Raw genomic sequence first — 20,735 nt, forward strand, 5'->3', positions numbered from 1 at the left:
GCATCGCCAAGAACGGTGGACGGACATCAGCTCAGCGGATCTGAGCCTCCCAGAAGCGCCTTTGTGCCTGAAGGGAAGATGAACAAGCGGGCAGTAGCGCGGCAACAGGAGAAGATCTTGTCAAAAAAAGGCCGGCAAGCGCCGGCCTTTTCTCTGGTCGATGAACGAGCGGCAGCACCTGACACCGTCAGGGGCTGCCGCAACGTTCCGTTTACTCTGCGGGCGGCAGCGCCAGCGGCTGCGGCTCGGGCTGCGACGGCACGATCGCGGCCTGCTTCTCGCGCTCGTCGAGAATCAGCTTGTCGCGCTTGAGAGCGACCTCGCGGATGCGGGCCATGGAGGCGCCGGTGCCGGCCGGGATCAGGCGGCCGACGATGACGTTCTCCTTGAGACCCTCGAGCGGATCGATCTTGCCGTTGACCGCCGCCTCGGTGAGGACGCGGGTGGTCTCCTGGAACGAAGCCGCCGAGAAGAACGACCGCGTCTGCAGGCTCGCCTTGGTGATGCCGAGCAGAACCGGATTGCCGGTGGCGGGCTTCTTGCCCTCCTCCTGCGCCTTCGCGTTCAGCAGATCGAACTCGATCTTGTCGACCTGTTCGCCCGAGATCATGTCAGTGTCGCCCTGGTCGGTGACCTCGATCTTCTGCAGCATCTGACGAACAATCACCTCGATGTGCTTGTCGTTGATGAGCACGCCCTGGAGCCGGTAAACCTCCTGGATCTCGTTGACCAGATAGGCCGCGAGTTCCTCGATGCCCTTGATCGCCAGGATGTCGTGCGGCGCCGGGTTGCCTTCGACGATGAAGTCACCCTTCTCGACGATGTCGCCATCCTGCAGATGGATGTGCTTGCCCTTCGGGATCAGGTACTCGCGCGGCTCCTCGGTCTTGTCGACCGGCTCGATCGAGATGCGACGCTTGTTCTTGTAGTCGCGGCCGAACCGGATGGTGCCGGCGATCTCAGCGATGATCGCGGCATCCTTCGGCTTGCGCGCTTCGAACAGCTCCGCCACCCGCGGCAGACCGCCGGTGATGTCGCGCGTCTTGGCGCTCTCGGTCGAGATACGCGCCAGGATGTCGCCCGGCTTCACCGTCGCCCCGACGTCGACCGACAGAATCGCGTCGACCGACAGCATGTAGCGGGCATCACCGCCACGGGCGAGCTTGAGCACCTTGCCGTCCTTGCCCTTGATCACGATCGCCGGACGCAGATCCGCGCCACCGCGCGTTCCACGCCAGTCGATGACCACGCGCTTGGCGATACCGGTGGACTCGTCGAGCGTTTCCGAGATCGACAGACCTTCGGTCAGATCCTCGAACCCGATCGTGCCCTCCGCTTCCGTGAGGATCGGGCGGGTGTAAGGATCCCACTCGGCGATGCGCTGGCCGCGCTTGATCATGTCGCCGTCGTCGACATGCATGCGCGAGCCGTACTGGATACGGTGCGTCGCACGCTCGGTGCCGTCGGGGTCGACGATCGTCACGACCATGTTGCGGACCATCGCGATCAGGTGACCTTCGCTGTTGCGAGCGATCGCCTTGTTGCGGATGACCACCTTGCCTTCGAAGTTCGATTCCACGAAGGACTGCTCGTTGAGCTGCGCCGCACCGCCGATGTGGAAGGTGCGCATCGTCAGCTGGGTGCCGGGCTCACCGATCGACTGCGCGGCGATGACGCCGACAGCCTCACCGTGGTTGACCGGCGTACCGCGCGCGAGATCGCGGCCGTAGCACATCTTGCAGATGCCGTTGACGAGCTCACAGGTGAGCGCCGAACGGATCTTCACCTCCTGCACGCCAGCCTGCTGGATGGCGTCGATGTGGCTCTCCTCCATCAGGGTGCCGGCCTTGACCAGCACGGCATTGGTGGCGGGATCGCGCACGTCGTCGCAGGGCACACGGCCCAGGATGCGCGAGCCAAGCGAGGCCACCAGCGTGCCGGCGTCGACGATCGCGCGCATCTTGATGCCGAGATGGGTGCCGCAATCGTCCTGCGTAATGATGCAGTCCTGCGCGACGTCCACCAGACGACGGGTGAGGTAACCCGAGTTCGCGGTCTTCAACGCGGTGTCCGCGAGGCCCTTGCGGGCGCCGTGGGTCGAGTTGAAGTACTCGAGAACCGAGAGACCTTCCTTGAAGTTCGAGATGATCGGCGTCTCGATGATCTCACCCGACGGCTTGGCCATCAGGCCGCGCATGCCGGCGAGCTGACGCATCTGGGCCGGCGAACCACGCGCACCGGAGTGCGACATCATGTAGATCGAGTTGATGTCGGCATCGGCGCCCGTCGCCGTCTTCTTGGTGACGGAGATCTCCTTCATCATCTCCTTGGCGATCTCTTCCGAGGCCTTCGACCAGGCGTCGACGACCTTGTTGTACTTCTCGCCATGGGTGATCAGGCCGTCATTGTACTGCTGCTCGAAATCCTTCGCCAGCGTACGCGTCGTGTCGACGATCTTCCACTTGCCCGCCGGCACGACCATGTCGTCCTTGCCGAACGAGATGCCCGCCTTGAAGGCGTTGTAGAAGCCGAGCGCCATGATGCGGTCGCAGAAGATCACCGTCTCCTTCTGGCCGCAGTGACGATAGACCTGATCGATGACGCCCGAGATCTCGCGCTTGGTCATCAGCTTGTTGATGATCTCGAAGGTCACGCGCGGGTGCCTCGGCAGCAGATTGCCGAGCATGACGCGGCCTGCGGTGGTTTCGATCCAGCGTTTGGCGATCTTGCCTTCCTCGTTCATCCCCTCCCAGCGATACTTGATCTTGCTGTGGAGATGGATGGCCTTGGCGTGCAGCGCATGCTCGAGCTCGGCCATGTTGCCGAACGTCATGCCCTGGCCGGGCATGCCTTCGCGCATGATCGAGACGTAGTACAGACCGAGCACGATGTCCTGCGACGGCACGATGATCGGCTGACCGTTCGCGGGATGCAGGATGTTGTTGGTCGACATCATCAGTACGCGCGCTTCCAGCTGCGCTTCGAGCGACAGCGGAACGTGCACGGCCATCTGGTCGCCGTCGAAGTCGGCGTTGAAGGCCGAGCAGACCAGCGGATGCAGCTGGATCGCCTTGCCCTCGATCAGCACCGGCTCGAACGCCTGAATGCCGAGGCGATGCAGCGTCGGCGCGCGGTTCAAGAGCACCGGATGCTCGCGGATGACCTCGTCCAGGATGTCCCAGACCTCGGGGCGCTCCTTCTCGACCAGCTTCTTGGCCTGCTTGACGGTGGTCGACAGGCCCTTGGCGTCCAGCCGCGAGTAGATGAACGGCTTGAACAGCTCGAGCGCCATCTTCTTCGGCAGGCCGCACTGATGCAGGCGCAGCTCCGGACCGACCACGATGACCGAACGGCCGGAGTAGTCGACGCGCTTGCCGAGCAGGTTCTGGCGGAAGCGGCCCTGCTTGCCCTTGAGCATGTCGGCGAGCGACTTCAGCGGACGCTTGTTGGCGCCGGTGATGACGCGGCCGCGGCGGCCGTTGTCGAACAGCGCATCCACCGCTTCCTGAAGCATGCGCTTCTCGTTGCGGATGATGATGTCGGGCGCGCGCAGCTCCATCAGCCGCTTCAGGCGGTTGTTGCGGTTGATGACGCGGCGGTAGAGGTCGTTGAGGTCGGAGGTCGCGAAGCGGCCGCCATCGAGCGGCACCAGCGGACGCAGGTCCGGCGGGATGACCGGCACGACGGTCATGATCATCCATTCCGGCTTGTTGCCGGAGTGGCGGAAGGCCTCGACGATCTTCAGGCGCTTGGCGAGCTTCTTGTGCTTGATGTCGGAGTCGGTCTCCTGCATCTCGGCACGCAGCGTCTGCTCGAGCTTCTCCAGCTCGAGGCCGCGCAGCAGCTCACGGATGGCCTCGGCGCCGATCATGGCGGTGAAGCTGTCCTGGCCGTATTCGTCCTGCGCCTTGAGGTACTCGTCCTCGGACAGCAGCTGACGGTCCTTAAGCGCGGTGAGGCCCGGCTCGAGGACGACGTAGTATTCGAAGTACAGGATCCGCTCGAGATCCTTCAGCGTCATGTCCAGCAAGAGGCCGATGCGCGACGGCAGCGACTTCAGGAACCAGATGTGCGCGACGGGAGCGGCGAGCTCGATGTGGCCCATGCGCTCGCGCCGGACGCGCGACAGGGTCACCTCGACCGAGCACTTCTCGCAGATGATGCCCTTGTACTTCATCCGCTTGTACTTGCCGCACAAGCACTCGTAGTCCTTGATCGGCCCGAAGATGCGGGCGCAGAACAGGCCGTCGCGCTCCGGCTTGAAGGTGCGGTAGTTGATCGTTTCCGGCTTCTTGATCTCGCCGTAGGACCAGGACAGAATCTTTTCCGGCGACGCGATCGAGATGCGGATCTGGTCGAAGACCTGAGCCGGCGTCGTCGGGTTGAAGAGATTCATAATTTCTTGGTTCATCGTATTCTCCTCGCGGACCGATCGGGGGTCAGCCGCAAATTCGAAAATCTCTCTTGAGACGGCGCCCTGCCCGACCCGCGGGAGGAAGGCGCCGGCACCCGGCCGCGCGTGGCGGCCGAGCCGGATCTCTTGAACTACTCGGCGGCTTCCGACGTCGGCGCCGGTCCGAGCTTGGAGTTGTGCAGGTCGACGTTGAGGCCGAGCGAGCGCATTTCCTTGACCAGCACGTTGAACGATTCCGGAATACCGGCCTCGAACGTGTCGTCGCCGCGCACGATCGCCTCGTAGACCTTGGTACGGCCGGCGACGTCGTCCGACTTCACCGTCAGCATCTCCTGCAGCGTGTAGGCCGCGCCGTAGGCTTCGAGCGCCCACACCTCCATTTCGCCGAAGCGCTGGCCGCCGAACTGGGCCTTGCCGCCCAGCGGCTGCTGGGTGACCAGCGAGTACGGGCCGATCGAACGCGCATGGATCTTGTCGTCGACCAGATGGTGCAGCTTCAGCATGTAGATGTAGCCGACGGTGACCTTGCGATCGAACGGGTCGCCGGTGCGGCCGTCATAGACGGTCGACTGGCCGGACGCGTCCATGCCCGCAAGCTTCAGCATCTCCTCGATGTCGCTCTCCTTGGCGCCGTCGAACACCGGGGTGGCGATCGGCACGCCGCGGCTCAGATTGTGACCGAGTTCAAGCAGCTCATTGTCGTTGAGCGTCTTGATGGTCTCGTCCTCGCCGTAGATGCGCTTCAAGGTTTCCTTCAGCGGCTTGACGTCCTGCTTCGACAGATAGGCATCGACCGTCTGGGCGATGCGCTTGCCGAGGCCGGCGCAGGCCCAGCCGAGATGCGTCTCGAGGATCTGACCGACGTTCATGCGCGAGGGCACGCCCAGCGGGTTCAGCACGATGTCCGCATGGGTGCCGTCCTCCAGGAACGGCATATCCTCGATCGGCACGATCTTGGAGACGACGCCCTTGTTGCCGTGACGGCCGGCCATCTTGTCGCCCGGCTGGATCTTGCGCTTCACGGCGACGAAGACCTTGACCATCTTCATCACACCCGGCGGCAGTTCGTCGCCACGCTGCAGCTTCTCGACCTTGTCGAGGAAGCGCTGTTCCAGCCCCTTCTTCGACTCGTCGTACTGCTTACGCATGGCCTCGATCTCGGCCATCAGCTTGTCGTTGGCCGAGGCGAACAGCCACCACTGCGACTTCGGATACTCGTCGAGCACCGCACGGGTGATCTTGGTATCCTTCTTGAAGCCCTTCGGGCCGGAGATGCCCTGGCGGCCATCCAGCATGTCGGCGAGACGGCTGTAGACGTTGCGGTCCAGGATCGCCTGCTCGTCGTCACGGTCCTTGGCGAGACGCTCGATCTCTTCCCGCTCGATCGCCAGCGCACGCTCGTCCTTGTCGACGCCGTGGCGGTTGAACACGCGGACCTCGACGATCGTGCCCTGCACACCGGGAGGAACACGAAGGGAAGTGTCGCGAACGTCCGAGGCCTTCTCGCCGAAGATGGCGCGGAGCAGCTTCTCTTCCGGCGTCATCGGGCTTTCGCCCTTCGGCGTGATCTTGCCGACCAGGATGTCGCCGGCGCGCACTTCCGCGCCGATATAGACGATGCCGGCTTCGTCGAGGTTCTTCAGCGCCTCTTCCGACACGTTCGGAATGTCGCGCGTGATTTCCTCCGGACCCAGCTTGGTGTCGCGGGCCATCACCTCGAACTCCTCAATGTGGATCGAGGTGAAGACGTCTTCCTTCACGATCCGCTCGGAGAGCAGGATCGAGTCTTCGAAGTTGTAGCCGTTCCACGGCATGAACGCGACCAGCACGTTGCGGCCGAGCGCGAGCTCGCCGAGATCGGTCGACGGACCGTCAGCGATGATGTCGCCCTTCTTGACGATGTCGCCGACCTTCACCAGCGGACGCTGGTTGATGCAGGTCGACTGGTTCGAGCGCTGGAACTTCATCAGCCGGTAGATGTCGACGCCCGACTTGGTCGGATCGAGATCTTCCGTGGCGCGGATGACGACGCGGGTCGCGTCGATCTGGTCGATCACGCCCGAGCGGCGCGCCGCGATCGCAGCGCCGGAGTCACGGGCGACCACGCCTTCCATGCCGGTGCCGACGAACGGCGCCTCGGCGCGAACCAGCGGCACCGCCTGGCGCTGCATGTTCGAGCCCATCAGCGCGCGGTTGGCGTCGTCGTTCTCGAGGAACGGGATCAGCGCCGCGGCGACCGAAACCAGCTGCTTCGGCGACACGTCCATGTAGTCGACCTTGTCGGGCGTCATCGGCACGACTTCGCCGGCATGACGGCAGACCACGAGGTCCTCGGTGAAGCGGCCCTTGGCATCGAGCGGCACGTTGGCCTGCGCGACGCGGTAGCGCCCCTCCTCCATGGCGGACAGATACACCACCTCGTCGGTGACGCGGCCGTCCTTGACCTTGCGGTACGGCGTCTCGACGAAGCCATACTTGTTGACGCGGGCGAAGGTCGCCAGCGAGTTGATCAGGCCGATGTTCGGACCTTCCGGCGTCTCGATCGGGCAGATGCGGCCGTAATGCGTCGGATGCACGTCGCGCACCTCGAAGCCGGCGCGCTCGCGAGTCAGACCGCCCGGTCCAAGCGCCGACAGGCGGCGCTTGTGGGTGATCTCCGACAGCGGGTTGGTCTGGTCCATGAACTGCGACAGCTGCGACGAGCCGAAGAACTCGCGCACCGCGGCCGCGGCGGGCTTCGCGTTGATCAGGTCCTGCGGCATCACGGTGTCGATGTCGACGCTCGACATGCGCTCCTTGATGGCGCGCTCCATGCGGAGCAGACCGATGCGATACTGGTTCTCCATCAGCTCGCCGACCGAGCGGACGCGACGGTTGCCGAGATGGTCGATGTCGTCGATCTCGCCCTTGCCGTCGCGCAGGTCGACCAGGGTCTTGATGACCGCCAGGATGTCTTCCTTGCGAAGGGTGCGCTGGGTGTCCGGCGCATCGAGCTCGAGGCGCATGTTCATCTTGACGCGGCCGACCGCGGAGAGGTCGTAGCGCTCTGCGTCGAAGAACAGCGACTGGAACATCGCCTGCGCGGAATCGAGCGTCGGCGGCTCACCCGGACGCATCACGCGGTAGATGTCGAACAGCGCGTCCTCACGCGTCATGTTCTTGTCGGCGGACAGCGTATTGCGGATGTAGGGGCCGACATTGACGTGGTCGATGTCGAGCAGCGGCAGGTCCTTGTAGCCCTGCTCGTTCAGCACCTTGAACAGCTTGTCGGTGATCTCCTCGCCGGCCTCGGCGTAGATCTCGCCGGTCTTGGGGTTGACGAGATCCTCGGCGATGTAGTTGCCGAGCAGCTCCTCATCCGACATGCGCAGCGCCTTCAGCCCCTTTTCCTGGAGCTGGCGGGCGGCACGGACGGTGAGCTTCTTGCCGGCCTCGAGCACGACCTTGCCGGTGTCGGCGTCGATCAGGTCGTTGACGGTCGAGTAGCCGCGGAAACGGTTGGCGTCGAACGGAACACGCCAGCCTTCCTTGATGCGCTTGTAGATCAGCTTCTTGTAGAAGGTCGCCAGGATCTGCTCGCCGTCGAGGCCAAGCGCGAACATCAGCGACGTCACCGGCAGCTTGCGGCGACGGTCGATGCGCGCGAACACGATGTCCTTGGCGTCGAATTCGATGTCGAGCCAGGAGCCGCGATACGGGATGACGCGGGCGGCGAACAGGAGCTTGCCCGACGAATGGGTCTTGCCCTTGTCGTGGTCGAAGAACACGCCCGGCGACCGGTGCATCTGCGAGACGATGACGCGCTCGGTGCCGTTGACGATGAAGGTGCCGTTCATGGTCATGAGCGGGATGTCGCCCATGTACACGTCCTGCTCCTTGATGTCCTTGACCGACTTGGCGCCGGTTTCCTCATCGATATCGAACACGATGAGGCGCAAGGTCACCTTGAGCGGCGCAGCGAAGGTCATGCCGCGCTGGCGGCACTCGTCGACGTCGTACTTGGGCGGCTCGAACTCGTAGCGGACGAACTCGAGCATGGAGGTGCCCGAGAAGTCGGAGATCGGGAACACCGAGCGGAACACCGCCTGCAGGCCCTCATCCGGCCGCCCGCCCGTGGGCTCGTCCACCATCAGGAACTGGTCGTAGGACGCCTTCTGAACCTCGATGAGGTTCGGCATCTCCGCGACTTCCTTGATGTGTCCAAAGAACTTGCGAACGCGTTTGCGACCGGTGAATGTCTGCTGCGCCATCGTGGCCTCTCATGTCGTCGCCCGGAGGGGCGATCCTTCCGAAACAGCGGCTGCCACCGCCCTTCCGGGTTGAATTTCGATCCATTTCGAAGGTCTGAGGGACAGAGCGCGGAACGGAAACGTCCCAGATCTGTTCTTCACACCGCCAAAACGCAAAACGACGCGCGAGGCGCGAGGACGCACCCGCTCGTCAGAACCATCTCGTCACGGACTGCAAAAGCCCGAAATTGCCTATCTCCCAACGGCTTACGACGGAAACGCCACTCCATCGTCAAAACCGGCTTTTCGTGCTGCCGACCCAATATGGGTTGACATTAGTCGAGATTCGAGAGCGACGTCCCCAAATCTCCACACTTTTCCGTGTTCGGCCCGCAGCGAAGGTTTCCGTTGCACGCCTTTTGCAACGATTCCGGCCGCTTCGGATACCCCCGCAAACGTCTTTGTCTTTATGATGACCGGGCGATGTTACCACCCGGTCACCGAAATCGTTCGGAAGCGCCTCGCCCGGCCATCAGGCGGCGAGGCGCTCCATCAGGAGCTACCGATTACTTGAGCTCGACCTTGGCGCCAGCCTTCTCGAGCTGAGCCTTGATCTTGTCGGCCTCTTCCTTGTTGACGCCTTCCTTGAGCGGCTTCGGAGCACCCTCGACGAGGTCCTTGGCTTCCTTCAGGCCCAGGCCGGTGATGGCGCGGACTTCCTTGATGACCTCGATCTTCTTGTCGCCGGCCGAAGCCAGGACAACGGTGAACTCGGTCTTCTCTTCCGCCGGAGCGGCAGCGGCGCCACCAGCGCCCGGAGCGGCGACGGCCACGGCGGCCGCGGCGGACACGCCCCACTTCTCTTCCAGGAGCTTCGCGAGCTCAGCAGCCTCGAGAACGGTGAGGGCCGAGAGGTCGTCGACGATCTTCTGCAGGTCAGCCATTGATGTAGTCCCTTAGTGTGGTTCGGTTCGAAACCAGGTTGTGAGTGTTTGCGAAGGGCGTCAGGCCGCTTCGCCCTTTGAGGCATGAGCCTGAATGACGCGCGCGACCTTGGCCGCGGGAGCGTTGGCGAGCTGGGCCAGCTTGGTCGCCGGAGCCTGGATCAGGCCGACGAGCTTGCCGCGCAGTTCGTCCAGCGACGGCAGCGAGGCGAGAGCCTTCACGCTGTCGACATTCAGGACGGTTGAACCCATCGAGCCGCCGAGGATGACGAACTTTTCGTTCGCCTTGGCGAATTCGATGGCAACCTTGGGCGCCGCGACAGGATCGTTCGAAGTTGCGATCACGGTCGGCCCCTTCAACAGGGGACCGATGCCGACGACGTCCGTGCCTTCAAGAGCAATTTTGGCGAGACGGTTCTTCGAGACCTTCACCGACGCGCCAGCCTGCTTCATCTGCGAACGCAGCTTCTGCATCTGGGCCACGGTGAGGCCGGAATAGTGAGCGACGACCGCGACGCCCGTGGTCTTGAAGACCTCGTGCAGTTCTTCGACCGCCTCTTTCTTTGCCGCTCGTTCCACAGCAAGCTCTCTCCGGTTGGCGGCCTTCGCCCGAAAGCGGGACCGCCGGGTTAAACCCGCCGCCCGCCAAACCTGACCTCTGGACCGATGACCCCGAGGACACGCAAGGCAAAACGGCGATGAATAGCCTGCCCTTCCACGCGCCTTGCGGCACGGGAGTGTCGAGGTTCGAACCAAATCTGCATGCCACCACGACAAAACGCAGAGGACATGCCGAAATCCGGTCTTCACCCGTCTATGCAGGCTGAATGATTAAGCCATTGAGGAAATTGGATTTCCGCGCCGGCACCTGCAGTCTCGGACAGGATTCGAGGGGATCGGCGGACCGACCTCCCCTGCGGCCTTCGAAAGCAGAAAGTTCCTTCTTCCTTCCGAGTCATCCGAATGGATATCCTCAAAAGGAATGCTGGCTCTCTCCAGGTCTTTCGGAATGCGCGCACAGGCGCGCCAGCAACAGCCGGCCCGCCTGGAAGACGGTTCTTTAACGGGTCGATGGCGACTTGCCAAGACCCTCAGGGCAAAATTCGCACCAGTTGTGGGCGCGGACGCACCTCTGCGCGCAGCTCTTAAAGTCGTTTATGAGCCCGCCGAGGACGCGGATACCGCGTAAGGCAGCTTCTCGCCGGCGAAGAAGGCCGTGAGATTGGCCACCACGCACGCCTGCATCGCCACATGCGACTCGCGGGTGTTACCGCCGATATGGGGCGTCACCACGACGTTCGGAAGCGCCGTCAGTTCATCCGGAGCATGAGGTTCCGTCTCGAACACGTCGAGCCCGGCGCCGGCGATGGTGCCGTCCTTCAGTGCGGCCACCAGCGCCTGCTCGTCGATGACCGAGCCCCGCGAGATGTTGACGACATGGCCATCCGTGCCGAGTTTCTTCAGCAGATCCGCATTGACCACGTGGGTCGTCTCGGCACTCGCGCGAACCGCGACCATCAGCACGGTGCACCATTCGGCGAGCGCCCCGAGGCTCGGGAAGTATGTGTACGGCAGCCCGTCGTAGCGGGTGCGGCTGAAGTAGCCGACGTCGCTTTCGAACGCCGCGACACGCGCGGCGATCTTGCGGCCGATCTCGCCCATGCCGTAGATGCCGACCTTGCAGCCGGCCAAGCTCGGCGGCGGCTTCATCAGCGGCGACGGCTTAGCGCCGGCCCAGCCACCGTCGCGGACGTAAGCGTCGGCGACCATCAGCCGCCGCGTGCTCGCCAGCATCAACATGACCGCGACATCGGCTACCGCCGCAGCATTGGCGCCGGGACTGTGCCCGACCGCGATGTTGCGCGCCGCCGCCGCCTCCAGGTCGACGCCGTCATAGCCCGTGCCGTAGCAGACGATCGCCCCCAGTGCCGGCAGCCGGTCCATCTCTTCCGCGCCCAACCGCGTGGCGCCCGCCGTGAGCAGCGCGCGGACCTGCGCCACCTCCTCCGCCGCAAACACCTGGTGGGCGGGCTTCCCGCCGGTGTCGAGCAGGTCGAAGCGGTCGGCGAAGCGCTGGGTGAGGGATTTGGGGAAGCGGGAATAGATCAGGACCTTGTCGGGCATCGCGGCTGCGGACTCCAAAATGCGAAGGGCGGGATCGATCAACGATCCCGCCCTTGCTGTCTAACCTATGCGAGGCCGCTTACGCGAGCACGGTGCCCGGCTCGACCTTGACGCCCGGGCCCATCGTCGAGGACACCGCAACGCGCTGGACGTAGGTGCCCTTGGCGCCCGCCGGCTTGGCCTTCACGACCGCGTCCGCCAGCGCCTTGATGTTCTCGACCAGCTTGTCCTCGGCGAACGAGGCCTTGCCGACGCCGGCCTGGATGATGCCGGCCTTCTCGACGCGGAACTCGACCGAGCCGCCCTTGGCACCCTTGACGGCGCCGGCGACGTCCATGGTCACGGTCCCAATCTTCGGGTTCGGCATCATGCCGCGCGGACCGAGCACCTTACCGAGACGGCCGACCAGCGGCATCATGTCGGGGGTGGCGATACAACGGTCGAAGTCGATGTTGCCGTTCTGCACCTTCTCGACCAGGTCCTCCGCGCCGACCACGTCGGCACCGGCGGCCTTGGCCTCGTCGGCCTTGGCACCACGGGCGAACACGCCGACGCGCAAGGTACGGCCGGTGCCGTTCGGCAGCATCACGACGCCACGGACCATCTGGTCGGCGTGACGCGGATCGACGCCGAGGTTGATCGCGACCTCGATGGTCTCGTCGAACTTCGAGGTGGCGCGCTCCTTGATCATCTTGATCGCATCAGCAAGCGGGTAGAGCTTGGTGCGGTCGACGCCCTCGCGGGCCTTCTTCAAACGCTTTCCGAGTGCCATGGCCGCTTACCCCGCAACTTCCAGACCCATCGAGCGGGCAGAGCCCTCGACCATCTTCATGGCCGACTCGATCGAGTCGCAATTCAGGTCCTTCATCTTCTTCTCGGCGATCTCGCGCACCTGCGCCTTGGTCACCTTGCCGGCCTTGTCGCGACCCGGGGCCTTGGAGCCCGACTGGATCTTGGCGGCCTGCTTGAGGAAGAAGGACATCGGCGGGGTCTTCATCTCGAAGGTGAAGGACCGGTCCGCGTAAATGGTGATGACCACCGGGATCGGGGTGTTCTTCTCTTCCTTCTGGGTCTGCGCGTTGAACGCCTTGCAGAACTCCATGATGTTGAGACCGCGCTGACCGAGCGCGGGGCCGATCGGGGGCGACGGGTTCGCCGCGCCGGCCGGGACCTGAAGCTTCAGGTAACCGGTTACTTTCTTTGCCATTGTGATTCTCCAACGCGTTCGCGCTTTTTGCCTGATGCGAACGCACCGCCCTCCGGGCGACAAAACCCTTTGGGCGAGGTTTGGGACCGTGGTCCGGCGCGCTTTATTCCGGCTGGCAAAGCCGGCCGCGCCTCCCACGAACGAAATTGCCCCCCATTCGGGGAGCGAAGCGCGCCCGATACACGAGATCGGACGAAAAGGAAAGGGTCGAGCCGAAGCTCTCTCCTCCCGTCATTCCGGGGCGCCCGCAAGGGCGAGCCCGGAATCCATAGTCACAGGATGCCATTTGAGGCACCCAGGAAGTGGCAGATCGCCGTCCCACACCCGCCTGGGGTTATGGATTCCGGGCTCAGCCCTTTCGGGCTGCCCCGGAATGACGGCGGAAGGACCGAGGGATCACCGGCCTTAGCCGACCACCTTCTCGACCTGGTTGAATTCCAGCTCGACCGGGGTGGCGCGGCCGAAGATCGACACCGCGACCTTCACGCGCGAACGGGCCTCGTCGATTTCCTCGACCACGCCGGAGAACGACGCGAACGGGCCGTCGGCGACGCGGACGTTCTCGCCGATCTCGAACGACACCGACGATTTCGGCCGCTCCACGCCTTCCTGCATCTGGTTCAGGATGCGCATCGCCTCGCCTTCGGAGATCGGCATCGGCTTGTTCTCGGCACCGAGGAAGCCGGTCACCTTGGGCGTGTTCTTGATCAGATGAAACGCCTCGTCGGTCAGCTTCATCTTCACCAGCACGTAGCCGGGGAAGAACTTGCGCTCGGCGTTGATCTTGCGGCCGCGGCGCACCTCGGTGACGTTCTCGATCGGCACCAGCACCTGCTCGAACAGCTCCTCGAGATTGCGCTGCTTGGCCTGCTCGCGGATCGACTCCGCGACCTTCTTCTCGAAGTTCGAATAGGCGTGGACGATGTACCAGCGCTTGTCGGACGAATGCGTTGCGGTTGCCATCAGTGGATGCCCAGCACGAGGGTGATGAGATAACGGATGATCTGATCGGCGGCGAAGAAGAACACCGAGGCCAGCGCCACCATCACGAACACCATGATCGTGGTGATGGTGACCTCGCGACGGCTCGGCCACGAGACCTTGGCGGTCTCCGAGCGCACTTCCTGCAGGAATTTGAACGGGCTTGTAGCCATCGTCAGGGGTCCTCGTCCGTCATCGGACGATTGAAGAGTTGACTGGGAAAACCGAACAGCCGACCGCTGCCCACCCTCTTGTCGGAGAGATGAGCCGGAAACCACGGGCTCGCTTGTTCGGGGAGTGAAAAGCCGCGCCGGATATCCGCTGTCCGCGGGCCGGCTGCAGGTCTCCGATATCTACTGTCGGACCGGCCCGAGGTCAAGATATGGGCAGGCCGGGTGTCCCCGGTCATATCGGCAGCACAGCCTCGACGGCTCCGCTTTACACCGGTTTTTCGCGCCACGGCAGGCCATTTCCGCACCACGGCAGGTTGAGCAGGTGCCGCGACGAAATGCCCGGGATGGAAGGTTTCCAGCCCTTGCCGCGCCTGCGACGCCCGCTCATGCTCGCGGGCACAAGAACAATCAGGAGGAAACCCATGACCTTTGCCACGGGCAAGGGACGGACGCGCCTTGCCGCCGTCGGTCTCGTTGCCGGCCTTGCCGCCCTCACCCTGACCGCCGTCCCTGCCCGCGCCCAGGCGCCGCTCAAGATCGGCGTGCTCGGCGACTTCTCGTCGGTCTATTCGGACATTGGCGGCCAGGGCAATCTGGAGGCGACCAAGCTCGCGGTCGAGGAGTTCGGCGGCACCATGTTCGGCAAGCCGATCGAGGTGATCAGCGCCGATCCGCAGAACAAGGCCGACATCGCCGCCTCGATCTCGCGCAAATGGTACGAGAACGAAGCCGTCGACATGATCATCGACATGCCGACCTCGGCCACCGCGCTCGCCGGCATGGAGATGTCGAAGCAGTTCGAGAAGATCATGATCGTGACGGACGCGGCGAGCTCCGACATCACCGGCAAATCCTGCTCGCCCTATACCCTGCACTGGACCTACGACACCTACGGCAACGCCCACACCGTCGGTCAGGCCATCGTCAAGAATGGCGGCGACAGCTGGTTCTTCATCACCGCGGACTATCTGTTCGGCCATTCGATCGAGCGCGACACCGGCGACGTCGTGCGCGCCGCCGGCGGCAAGGTGGTCGGCAGCGCCCGGCATCCGCTGAACAACCAGGACTTCTCGTCCTTCCTGCTGCAGGCGCAGGCCTCCAAGGCCAAGATCATCGGCATGGCCAATGGCGGCGGCGACACCATCAACACCATCAAGCAGGCGGCCGAGTTCGGCATCGTCGCCGGCGGCCAGAACCTCGCCGGCATCGTGATGTTCATCTCGGACATCCACAGCCTCGGCCTGAAGCTGGCGCAGGGCCTGATCATCACCGAGGCCTACTACTGGGACCTCAACGACCGCACCCGCGCCTTCGGCAAGAGGTTCTTCGACAAGATGAAGCGGATGCCGACCATGAACCAGGCGGCGACCTACAGCGCCACGCTGCATTACCTCAACGCGGTCAAGGCCGCCGGTACCCGCGACACCAAGCCGGTGCTCGCCAAGATGCGCGAGACCCCCGTCCGCGACGCCTTCACCGACAACGGCATCGTCCGCGAGGACGGCCGCATGGTGCACTCGATGTTCCTGTTCGAGGTCAAGAAGCCCGAGGAATCGAAGGGCCCGTGGGACTATTACAAGGTGCTGGCGGAAGTGCCCGGCGACCAGGCGTTCCGGCCGCTGAAGGACGGCAATTGTCCTTACGTGAAACAATAAAGACCCGCCAAAACGCATTCGGGGCTCGCGTATCGCGGGCCCCGGGCAAACTGTCTTCGTCGATTTTGGCTTTAAGTGCTTGATCTCGCTGGCAACCGTCTCGCTGGCAGGAGTGGAGAGGCTCGAACTCCCAACCCCCGGTTTTGGAGACCGGTGCTCTACCAATTGAGCTACACTCCTAGCGAGCCGGGACAGTGTCGCCGGTTCGGGCGCTTTCAAGCATAGACCTCCCCCCCAATGCAAGGGTGCATTGGGGCAAATCGACTGGTCAGACCACAACTTCCACGCCAGACTTGATGCAAGCCGACAACACTGCCCAGAACAAACCTGCCCAAGGGAGAGCCCATGACCCCGTCCCCCGCCCCCAGCATGCCGCTGTCCGCGCTCCGCTCCCTGAGCCCGCCGCTGCCGGATGACCGGCCGGAGGCGCTGGGGCTCTCGGCCGCGCGGTTGCAGCGGGCGTCGGATGCGTTCAAGCGCGAGGCGGACAAGGGAACCATCCCCGGGGCCACCCTGCTGGTCGGCCGGCGCGGCCGGATCGGCTGGTTTGATGCCATCGGCCGGCAGGCGCCCGATGCGGACACGCCGATGCGGCCCGATTCGCTGTTCCGCATCTTCTCGATGACCAAGCCGATCGTCTCGCTCGGGATCATGATGCTGGCCGAGGACGGCGATCTCTTGCTGTCCGATCCGGTCGCAAAATTCATCCCGGAGTTCGGCGACCAGAAGGTCGGGATCGATAATGGCGGCAAGCTGGAGCTGGTGCCGGTGGCCCAGCCGATGACGGTGCAGGACCTGCTGCGCCACACCTCGGGTCTCGCTTACGAACACACCGGCACCGGGCCGGTGCACCAGCTCTACCAGCAGTCGCGGGTGCGCAGCCGCAAGATCAGCAACGCCGAGCACGCCGCCATCGTCGCCGGCCTGCCGCTGATCTGCCAGCCGGGCGTGGAGTTCAACTACAGCCGCTCGACGGACATTCTTGGCCGGATCATAGAGGTCGTCTCCAGCCAATCGCTGGGCGCGTTCCTGTCCGAGCGTATCCTCAAGCCGCTCGGCATGAACGAGACCGGCTTCTTCACCAGCGAGGCCAATGCCGGCCGGCTGGCCGAGCCGTTCGCCAAGGACCCGTGGACCGGCGAGGCCGTCAATCTGTTCAAGATGACCGAGCAGCCGGTGATGGAATCCGGCGGCGGCGGCCTGGTCGCGACCACCATGGACTATGCCCGCTTCTGCGCGATGCTGCTCAACAAGGGCAGCCTCGACGGCACCAGGCTGGTCGGCCGCAAGACACTCGAGCTGATGGCCTCCGACCATCTCGGACCCGAGGTGAAGACGGTCGGCACCCTGCTCTCGCCCGGTCACGGCTTCGGCCTCGGCTTCGCCGTCCGCCGCGACGCCGGCATCGCGCCCTTCCCCGGTTCGCCCGGCACCTTCTTCTGGAGCGGCATCGCCGGCACGTTCTTCTGGATCGACCCGAAGGAGGAGCTGTTCTGCGTGTTCATGGCCCAGGCCCCGGGGCAGCGCGACTATCTGCGCACGCTGGTGCGCGACGTCGTGTACGCGGCGGTGGAGTGAGGCGGCTACGTCGTATGCCCGGATCTGGCGACACCCACCATCGTCATCCCGGCGAACGCCGGGATCCATACCGCGTGATCTGTCGAGGGATGTCACTGCCAATCACCTGCCTCACCACAGCCGGGGGTTATGGGTCCCGGCGTTCGCCGGGACGACAGTGGTGGGTGTGGCGGCACCGCCGGTCAAACGCGTCGTCCGACCTCAACTGATCGTCGCGCCGCCGTCGATCACCATGGTCTGGCCGGTCATGAAGTTGCCCGCCGCCGAGCCCAGGAACACCGCGGCGCCCGCGATCTCGTCGGGAATGCCGATGCGCAAGAGCGGCGAGCGGGCGGTGGAGGCCTTCAGGTTGTCCGGATTGTCCCACAACGCCTTGGCGAAGTCGGTCTTGATCAGGCCGGGCGCGATGCAGTTTACGCGCACATTGTGCGGGCCGTATTCGCAGGCGAGATTTCGCGCGAGCTGCATGTCGGCGGCCTTGGAGATCGCGTAGGCGCCGAGGATGGTCGAGCCCTTCAGGCCGCCGATCGAGGAGACGATGATGATCGAGCCGTCCTTGCGTGCGATCATCTGCGGCACCACCATGCTGATCAGCCAGTTGTTGGCGACGATGTTGTTGTCGAGGATTTTGCGGAACTGATCGTCGGAGATGCCGGCGAGCGGTCCGTAGTACGGGTTCGACGCCGCGTTGCAGACGAGCACGTCGATCTGGCCGTAGATGCGGTTGGCCTCGTCGACGAGGTTCTGCAGATTCTCCTTGCTGGAGATGTTGGCGGCGACCGCCGCCGCAGTGCCGGCGCCGAAGCGGTCATTGAGCTCCTTGGCGACGGCGTCGCAGACATCGGCCTTGCGCGACGAGATCACCACCTTGGCGCCGTGCTCCGCCATGCGCTCGGCGATGGCGAGCCCGATGCCGCGGGTCGATCCGGTGATGACGGCCACCTTGCCGGTCATGTCGAACAGGGTCATGGGAGTCCTCCTGGTTGTTGTTAGGTAGTTATCGGGGCGACATTTGTCGTGAGGCGGATGGAAGCCGTTCCACCCACCGCCGTCATGCTCCGCGCAGGCGGAGCATCCAGTACGCTGCGGCGGTCATGAGACCCGGGAGGCCGGCGTGTACTGGATCGTCCGCCTCCGCGGACGATGACAGTTGAATGTGCGGGTGCACTGAGAGGCTCACCACCCATATTCAACCTGTCGAACACCCACGCGTCTCCTCACGCCAGCTTGCTCGTCGTGACCTCCGGCCCGGCCGGCTGATGCATCGCCTTGTGTGCGGCATCGGCGATCCAGGGCTGCTGGTTGACCATCGGCAGGCGCCACGTGCTGACGTCGCCGGCCACGATGTGATCGAGCCTCGTCACCGAGCAATTGTCGATATCGAACGCCAGCCCCTTCTCGACCAGGCCGCCAAGCGCCAGGCCGACCGCGGCCTTGATCGTGCCGCCATGGCCGACCGCGATGACGTCGCGGCCGGCTTCGGCCACCGTGATCCGCCCGATCGCCGCCGTGACGCGCGTGTACAGATCCATGTAGCTCTCGCCGCCCGGCGCGGGCTCGTCGATCGCGGCGAACCAATGGCTGCCTGCCGGGCGGCTCGCCAGGAACGCGGCGCGGTTCATGCCCTGCCATTGGCCGAGATGCTGCTCGGCAAAGGCGGCTTCCTTGATCATCGTATCGGGCTGCGGAAACCCGGCGGCCCAGATCGCCTCCGCGGTCTGATGCGTGCGCATCAGATTGCTCGCATACCACACCGCGCTACGCGGCAGGATTTTTGCGACCGCCTCGAACACCTCGCGATCCCCCGTGTCGCAGGCGATGTCCGACTGGCCATAGATGTTGCCGCCGTCGCTGCGCACCGGCGCGTGGCGCACCCACCACCAGCGCGTGGTGACCACAGAAGGCTTGCTTCCATCACTCGTCATCGCTCACCCTTCCCTCTGCCGGTCTCTCGCTGTACGTGAAGGCATCAGTCGTCTCAAGCCGCTTGCCGATCCCGGCACGTTTGAAACGGCGTTTGAATTCCGTTGCGCGGCACGCAACTGATCGCAACCACAACAGGAGGAAACATGGGCCGCCTCGAAGGCAAATCCGTCATCATCACCGGCGCCGGCAGCGGCATCGGCCGCGCGGCATCCCTGATGTTCACGAAGGAAGGCGCGCGGCTGATTGCGGTCGATCGCAGCGAGGCCGTCAAGGAGACGGTCGACATGGTCAAGCAGCAGGGCGGCATCGCCGAGGCCGTGCTCGCCGACGCCGGCTCCGAGGCCGATGTCTCCGGCTTCATCGATCGCGCGGTTGCGACCTACGGCAAGCTCGACGTCATCTGGGCCAATGCCGGCATCTCCGGCGGGCTGAAGCCGATCGCCGAGCAGACGGTCGAGCACTGGCAGGAGATCCTGCGCATCAATCTGATCGGCCCGTTCCTCGCGGTCAAATACGCCATGCCGCACATGGTGCGGCAGCAGCGCGGCGCGATCGTCTGCACGGCCTCGGTTGCCGGCCTGAAGTCCGGCGCCTCGGGCCATCCCTACGCGGCCAGCAAGGCGGGCGTCATCAGCCTGGTGCAGACCACCGCCTACTCGCTGTCCGGCACCGGCGTGCGCATCAATGCGGTCTGCCCCGGCCTGATCGAGACCGGCATGACCAAGCCGATCTTCGATGGCGCCAAGGAGCGCGGCACCGAGGGCAAGATCGGCCAGCTCAATCCCTTGAAGCGCGCCGGCCAGCCGCACGAGATCGCCGCCATGGCCCTGTTCCTCGCCAGCGACGAAGCCTCCTACGTCAACGGCCAGGCGTTCCCGGTCGACGGCGGCCTGACGGCCTCGATGCCATATGCGGGGAAGCCGATCTAGTTGAGCCACCGCTCCGTCCACCAGCGTCGTCCCGGCGAACGCCGGGACCCATAGCCACCGGCCGGAATGAGGCAGGCAACCTACAGTGACATCCCTCGATAGATCACGCGGTATGGGTCCCCGCGTCCGCGGGGACGACAGCGGAGGCTGTGGCGCGCAGCGGTGGTCAGGGGGCAGCACTCGCGCGGCAACAAAGGTTGTCGTCCCGGCGAACGCCGGGACCCATACCCCCAGGGAGCGGTTTGAGGCAGGCTGGTCATTGGCTTTTTGCCCAACAGTTCTGCTGCGGCGTATGGATCCCGGCTCTGCGCACCGCCAGCGCGTTCGCGCTGCCGGTGCTTGGCCGGGATGACGGTGTGTGTTGTGAACGTCATCGCGAGCGCAGCGACGCGATCCAGAGTTTTCGCCTGAGCCCTGGATTGCTTCCGCCTTCGCTCTTCGAGCTACGGCGGACAAGTCGCTGCGCTCGCAATGACGGAGTGAAATCATGCAGATTTGTTCCCGCGGCGCATCCACGCCCGAGTGATCCTGATAGTCACCGCCCCTCGCAATCGAAGGGCGCAGGGAAGGCCAGG

Annotated in this window: 15 protein-coding genes and 1 tRNA gene; 3 read left to right on the forward strand and 13 right to left on the reverse strand. The window is 64.5% G+C overall.

What is annotated here, in order from left to right; translation table 11 throughout:
* Positions 1-211: 211 nt before the first annotated feature.
* The 10 genes from rpoC to ACQR1Y_RS02050 all read right to left on the reverse strand — a co-directional run bounded on the left by rpoC (position 212) and on the right by ACQR1Y_RS02050 (position 14,496).
* Positions 212-4,411, reverse strand: a complete 4,200-nt coding sequence (rpoC, locus tag ACQR1Y_RS02005) for a DNA-directed RNA polymerase subunit beta' (RefSeq protein ID WP_434858692.1) — start codon at positions 4,409-4,411, stop codon at positions 212-214.
* Between the two features lie 134 nt (positions 4,412-4,545).
* On the reverse strand, positions 4,546-8,664 hold the full coding sequence (gene rpoB, locus ACQR1Y_RS02010; RefSeq protein ID WP_434858691.1) for a DNA-directed RNA polymerase subunit beta: 4,119 nt from the start codon (positions 8,662-8,664) through the stop codon (positions 4,546-4,548).
* A 545-nt stretch (positions 8,665-9,209) separates the two neighbouring features.
* A complete protein-coding gene (gene rplL, locus ACQR1Y_RS02015) occupies positions 9,210-9,587 on the reverse strand; it encodes a 50S ribosomal protein L7/L12 (RefSeq protein WP_008963453.1) in 378 nt (125 codons plus the stop codon).
* 60 nt (positions 9,588-9,647) lie between these two features.
* The gene (gene rplJ, locus ACQR1Y_RS02020) at positions 9,648-10,166 is read right to left on the reverse strand and encodes a 50S ribosomal protein L10 (protein ID WP_434858690.1); all 519 of its coding nucleotides are present in this window, start codon (positions 10,164-10,166) and stop codon (positions 9,648-9,650) included.
* Between the two features lie 576 nt (positions 10,167-10,742).
* Positions 10,743-11,711, reverse strand: coding sequence for a 2-hydroxyacid dehydrogenase (locus ACQR1Y_RS02025; RefSeq protein WP_434878103.1), 969 nt, complete (start codon positions 11,709-11,711; stop codon positions 10,743-10,745).
* Between the two features lie 79 nt (positions 11,712-11,790).
* Positions 11,791-12,483 carry a 50S ribosomal protein L1 gene (rplA, locus tag ACQR1Y_RS02030; RefSeq protein ID WP_434878102.1) on the reverse strand — a complete coding sequence of 231 codons (693 nt, stop codon included), beginning with the start codon at positions 12,481-12,483 and terminating at the stop codon, positions 11,791-11,793.
* A gap of 6 nt (positions 12,484-12,489) precedes the next feature.
* A complete protein-coding gene (gene rplK / locus ACQR1Y_RS02035; RefSeq protein ID WP_006611824.1) occupies positions 12,490-12,918 on the reverse strand; it encodes a 50S ribosomal protein L11 in 429 nt (142 codons plus the stop codon).
* 405 nt (positions 12,919-13,323) lie between these two features.
* Positions 13,324-13,881 carry a transcription termination/antitermination protein NusG gene (gene nusG, locus ACQR1Y_RS02040; protein ID WP_434858687.1) on the reverse strand — a complete coding sequence of 186 codons (558 nt, stop codon included), beginning with the start codon at positions 13,879-13,881 and terminating at the stop codon, positions 13,324-13,326.
* Entirely contained in the window at positions 13,881-14,072 is a 192-nt protein-coding gene (gene secE / locus ACQR1Y_RS02045) for a preprotein translocase subunit SecE (protein WP_006611822.1), read from the reverse strand. The genes nusG and secE overlap by 1 nt, the downstream gene beginning before the upstream one ends.
* A gap of 265 nt (positions 14,073-14,337) precedes the next feature.
* Positions 14,338-14,496 carry a hypothetical protein gene (locus ACQR1Y_RS02050; RefSeq protein WP_434878101.1) on the reverse strand — a complete coding sequence of 53 codons (159 nt, stop codon included), beginning with the start codon at positions 14,494-14,496 and terminating at the stop codon, positions 14,338-14,340.
* On the opposite strand from ACQR1Y_RS02050, the gene ACQR1Y_RS02055 reads away from it, so the two are divergent.
* Positions 14,495-15,727 (forward strand): ABC transporter substrate-binding protein, encoded by a 1,233-nt coding sequence (locus tag ACQR1Y_RS02055; RefSeq protein WP_434878100.1) that lies wholly within the window; start codon positions 14,495-14,497, stop codon positions 15,725-15,727. The genes ACQR1Y_RS02050 and ACQR1Y_RS02055 overlap by 2 nt on opposite strands.
* A gap of 104 nt (positions 15,728-15,831) precedes the next feature.
* On the opposite strand, the gene ACQR1Y_RS02060 is transcribed toward ACQR1Y_RS02055, so the two are convergent.
* Positions 15,832-15,907, reverse strand: a tRNA-Trp gene (locus tag ACQR1Y_RS02060).
* Between the two features lie 165 nt (positions 15,908-16,072).
* On the opposite strand from ACQR1Y_RS02060, the gene ACQR1Y_RS02065 reads away from it, so the two are divergent.
* Positions 16,073-17,305: a serine hydrolase domain-containing protein gene (locus ACQR1Y_RS02065; RefSeq protein WP_434878099.1), complete on the forward strand. Its 1,233-nt coding sequence runs from the start codon at positions 16,073-16,075 to the stop codon at positions 17,303-17,305.
* Between the two features lie 201 nt (positions 17,306-17,506).
* Here the strand turns inward: ACQR1Y_RS02065 and ACQR1Y_RS02070 are convergent, their stop codons facing one another.
* Positions 17,507-18,274 (reverse strand): SDR family NAD(P)-dependent oxidoreductase, encoded by a 768-nt coding sequence (locus tag ACQR1Y_RS02070; protein ID WP_434878098.1) that lies wholly within the window; start codon positions 18,272-18,274, stop codon positions 17,507-17,509.
* 248 nt (positions 18,275-18,522) lie between these two features.
* Entirely contained in the window at positions 18,523-19,230 is a 708-nt protein-coding gene (locus tag ACQR1Y_RS02075; RefSeq protein WP_434858683.1) for a histidine phosphatase family protein, read from the reverse strand.
* Positions 19,231-19,374: 144 nt separating this feature from the next.
* On the opposite strand from ACQR1Y_RS02075, the gene ACQR1Y_RS02080 reads away from it, so the two are divergent.
* The gene (locus ACQR1Y_RS02080) at positions 19,375-20,160 is read left to right on the forward strand and encodes an SDR family NAD(P)-dependent oxidoreductase (protein ID WP_009031819.1); all 786 of its coding nucleotides are present in this window, start codon (positions 19,375-19,377) and stop codon (positions 20,158-20,160) included.
* The last annotated feature ends 575 nt before the right edge of the window (positions 20,161-20,735 follow it).

It is taken from the genome of Bradyrhizobium sp. HKCCYLRH3099 (assembly GCF_051167855.1).
Classification (GTDB): domain Bacteria; phylum Pseudomonadota; class Alphaproteobacteria; order Rhizobiales; family Xanthobacteraceae; genus Bradyrhizobium.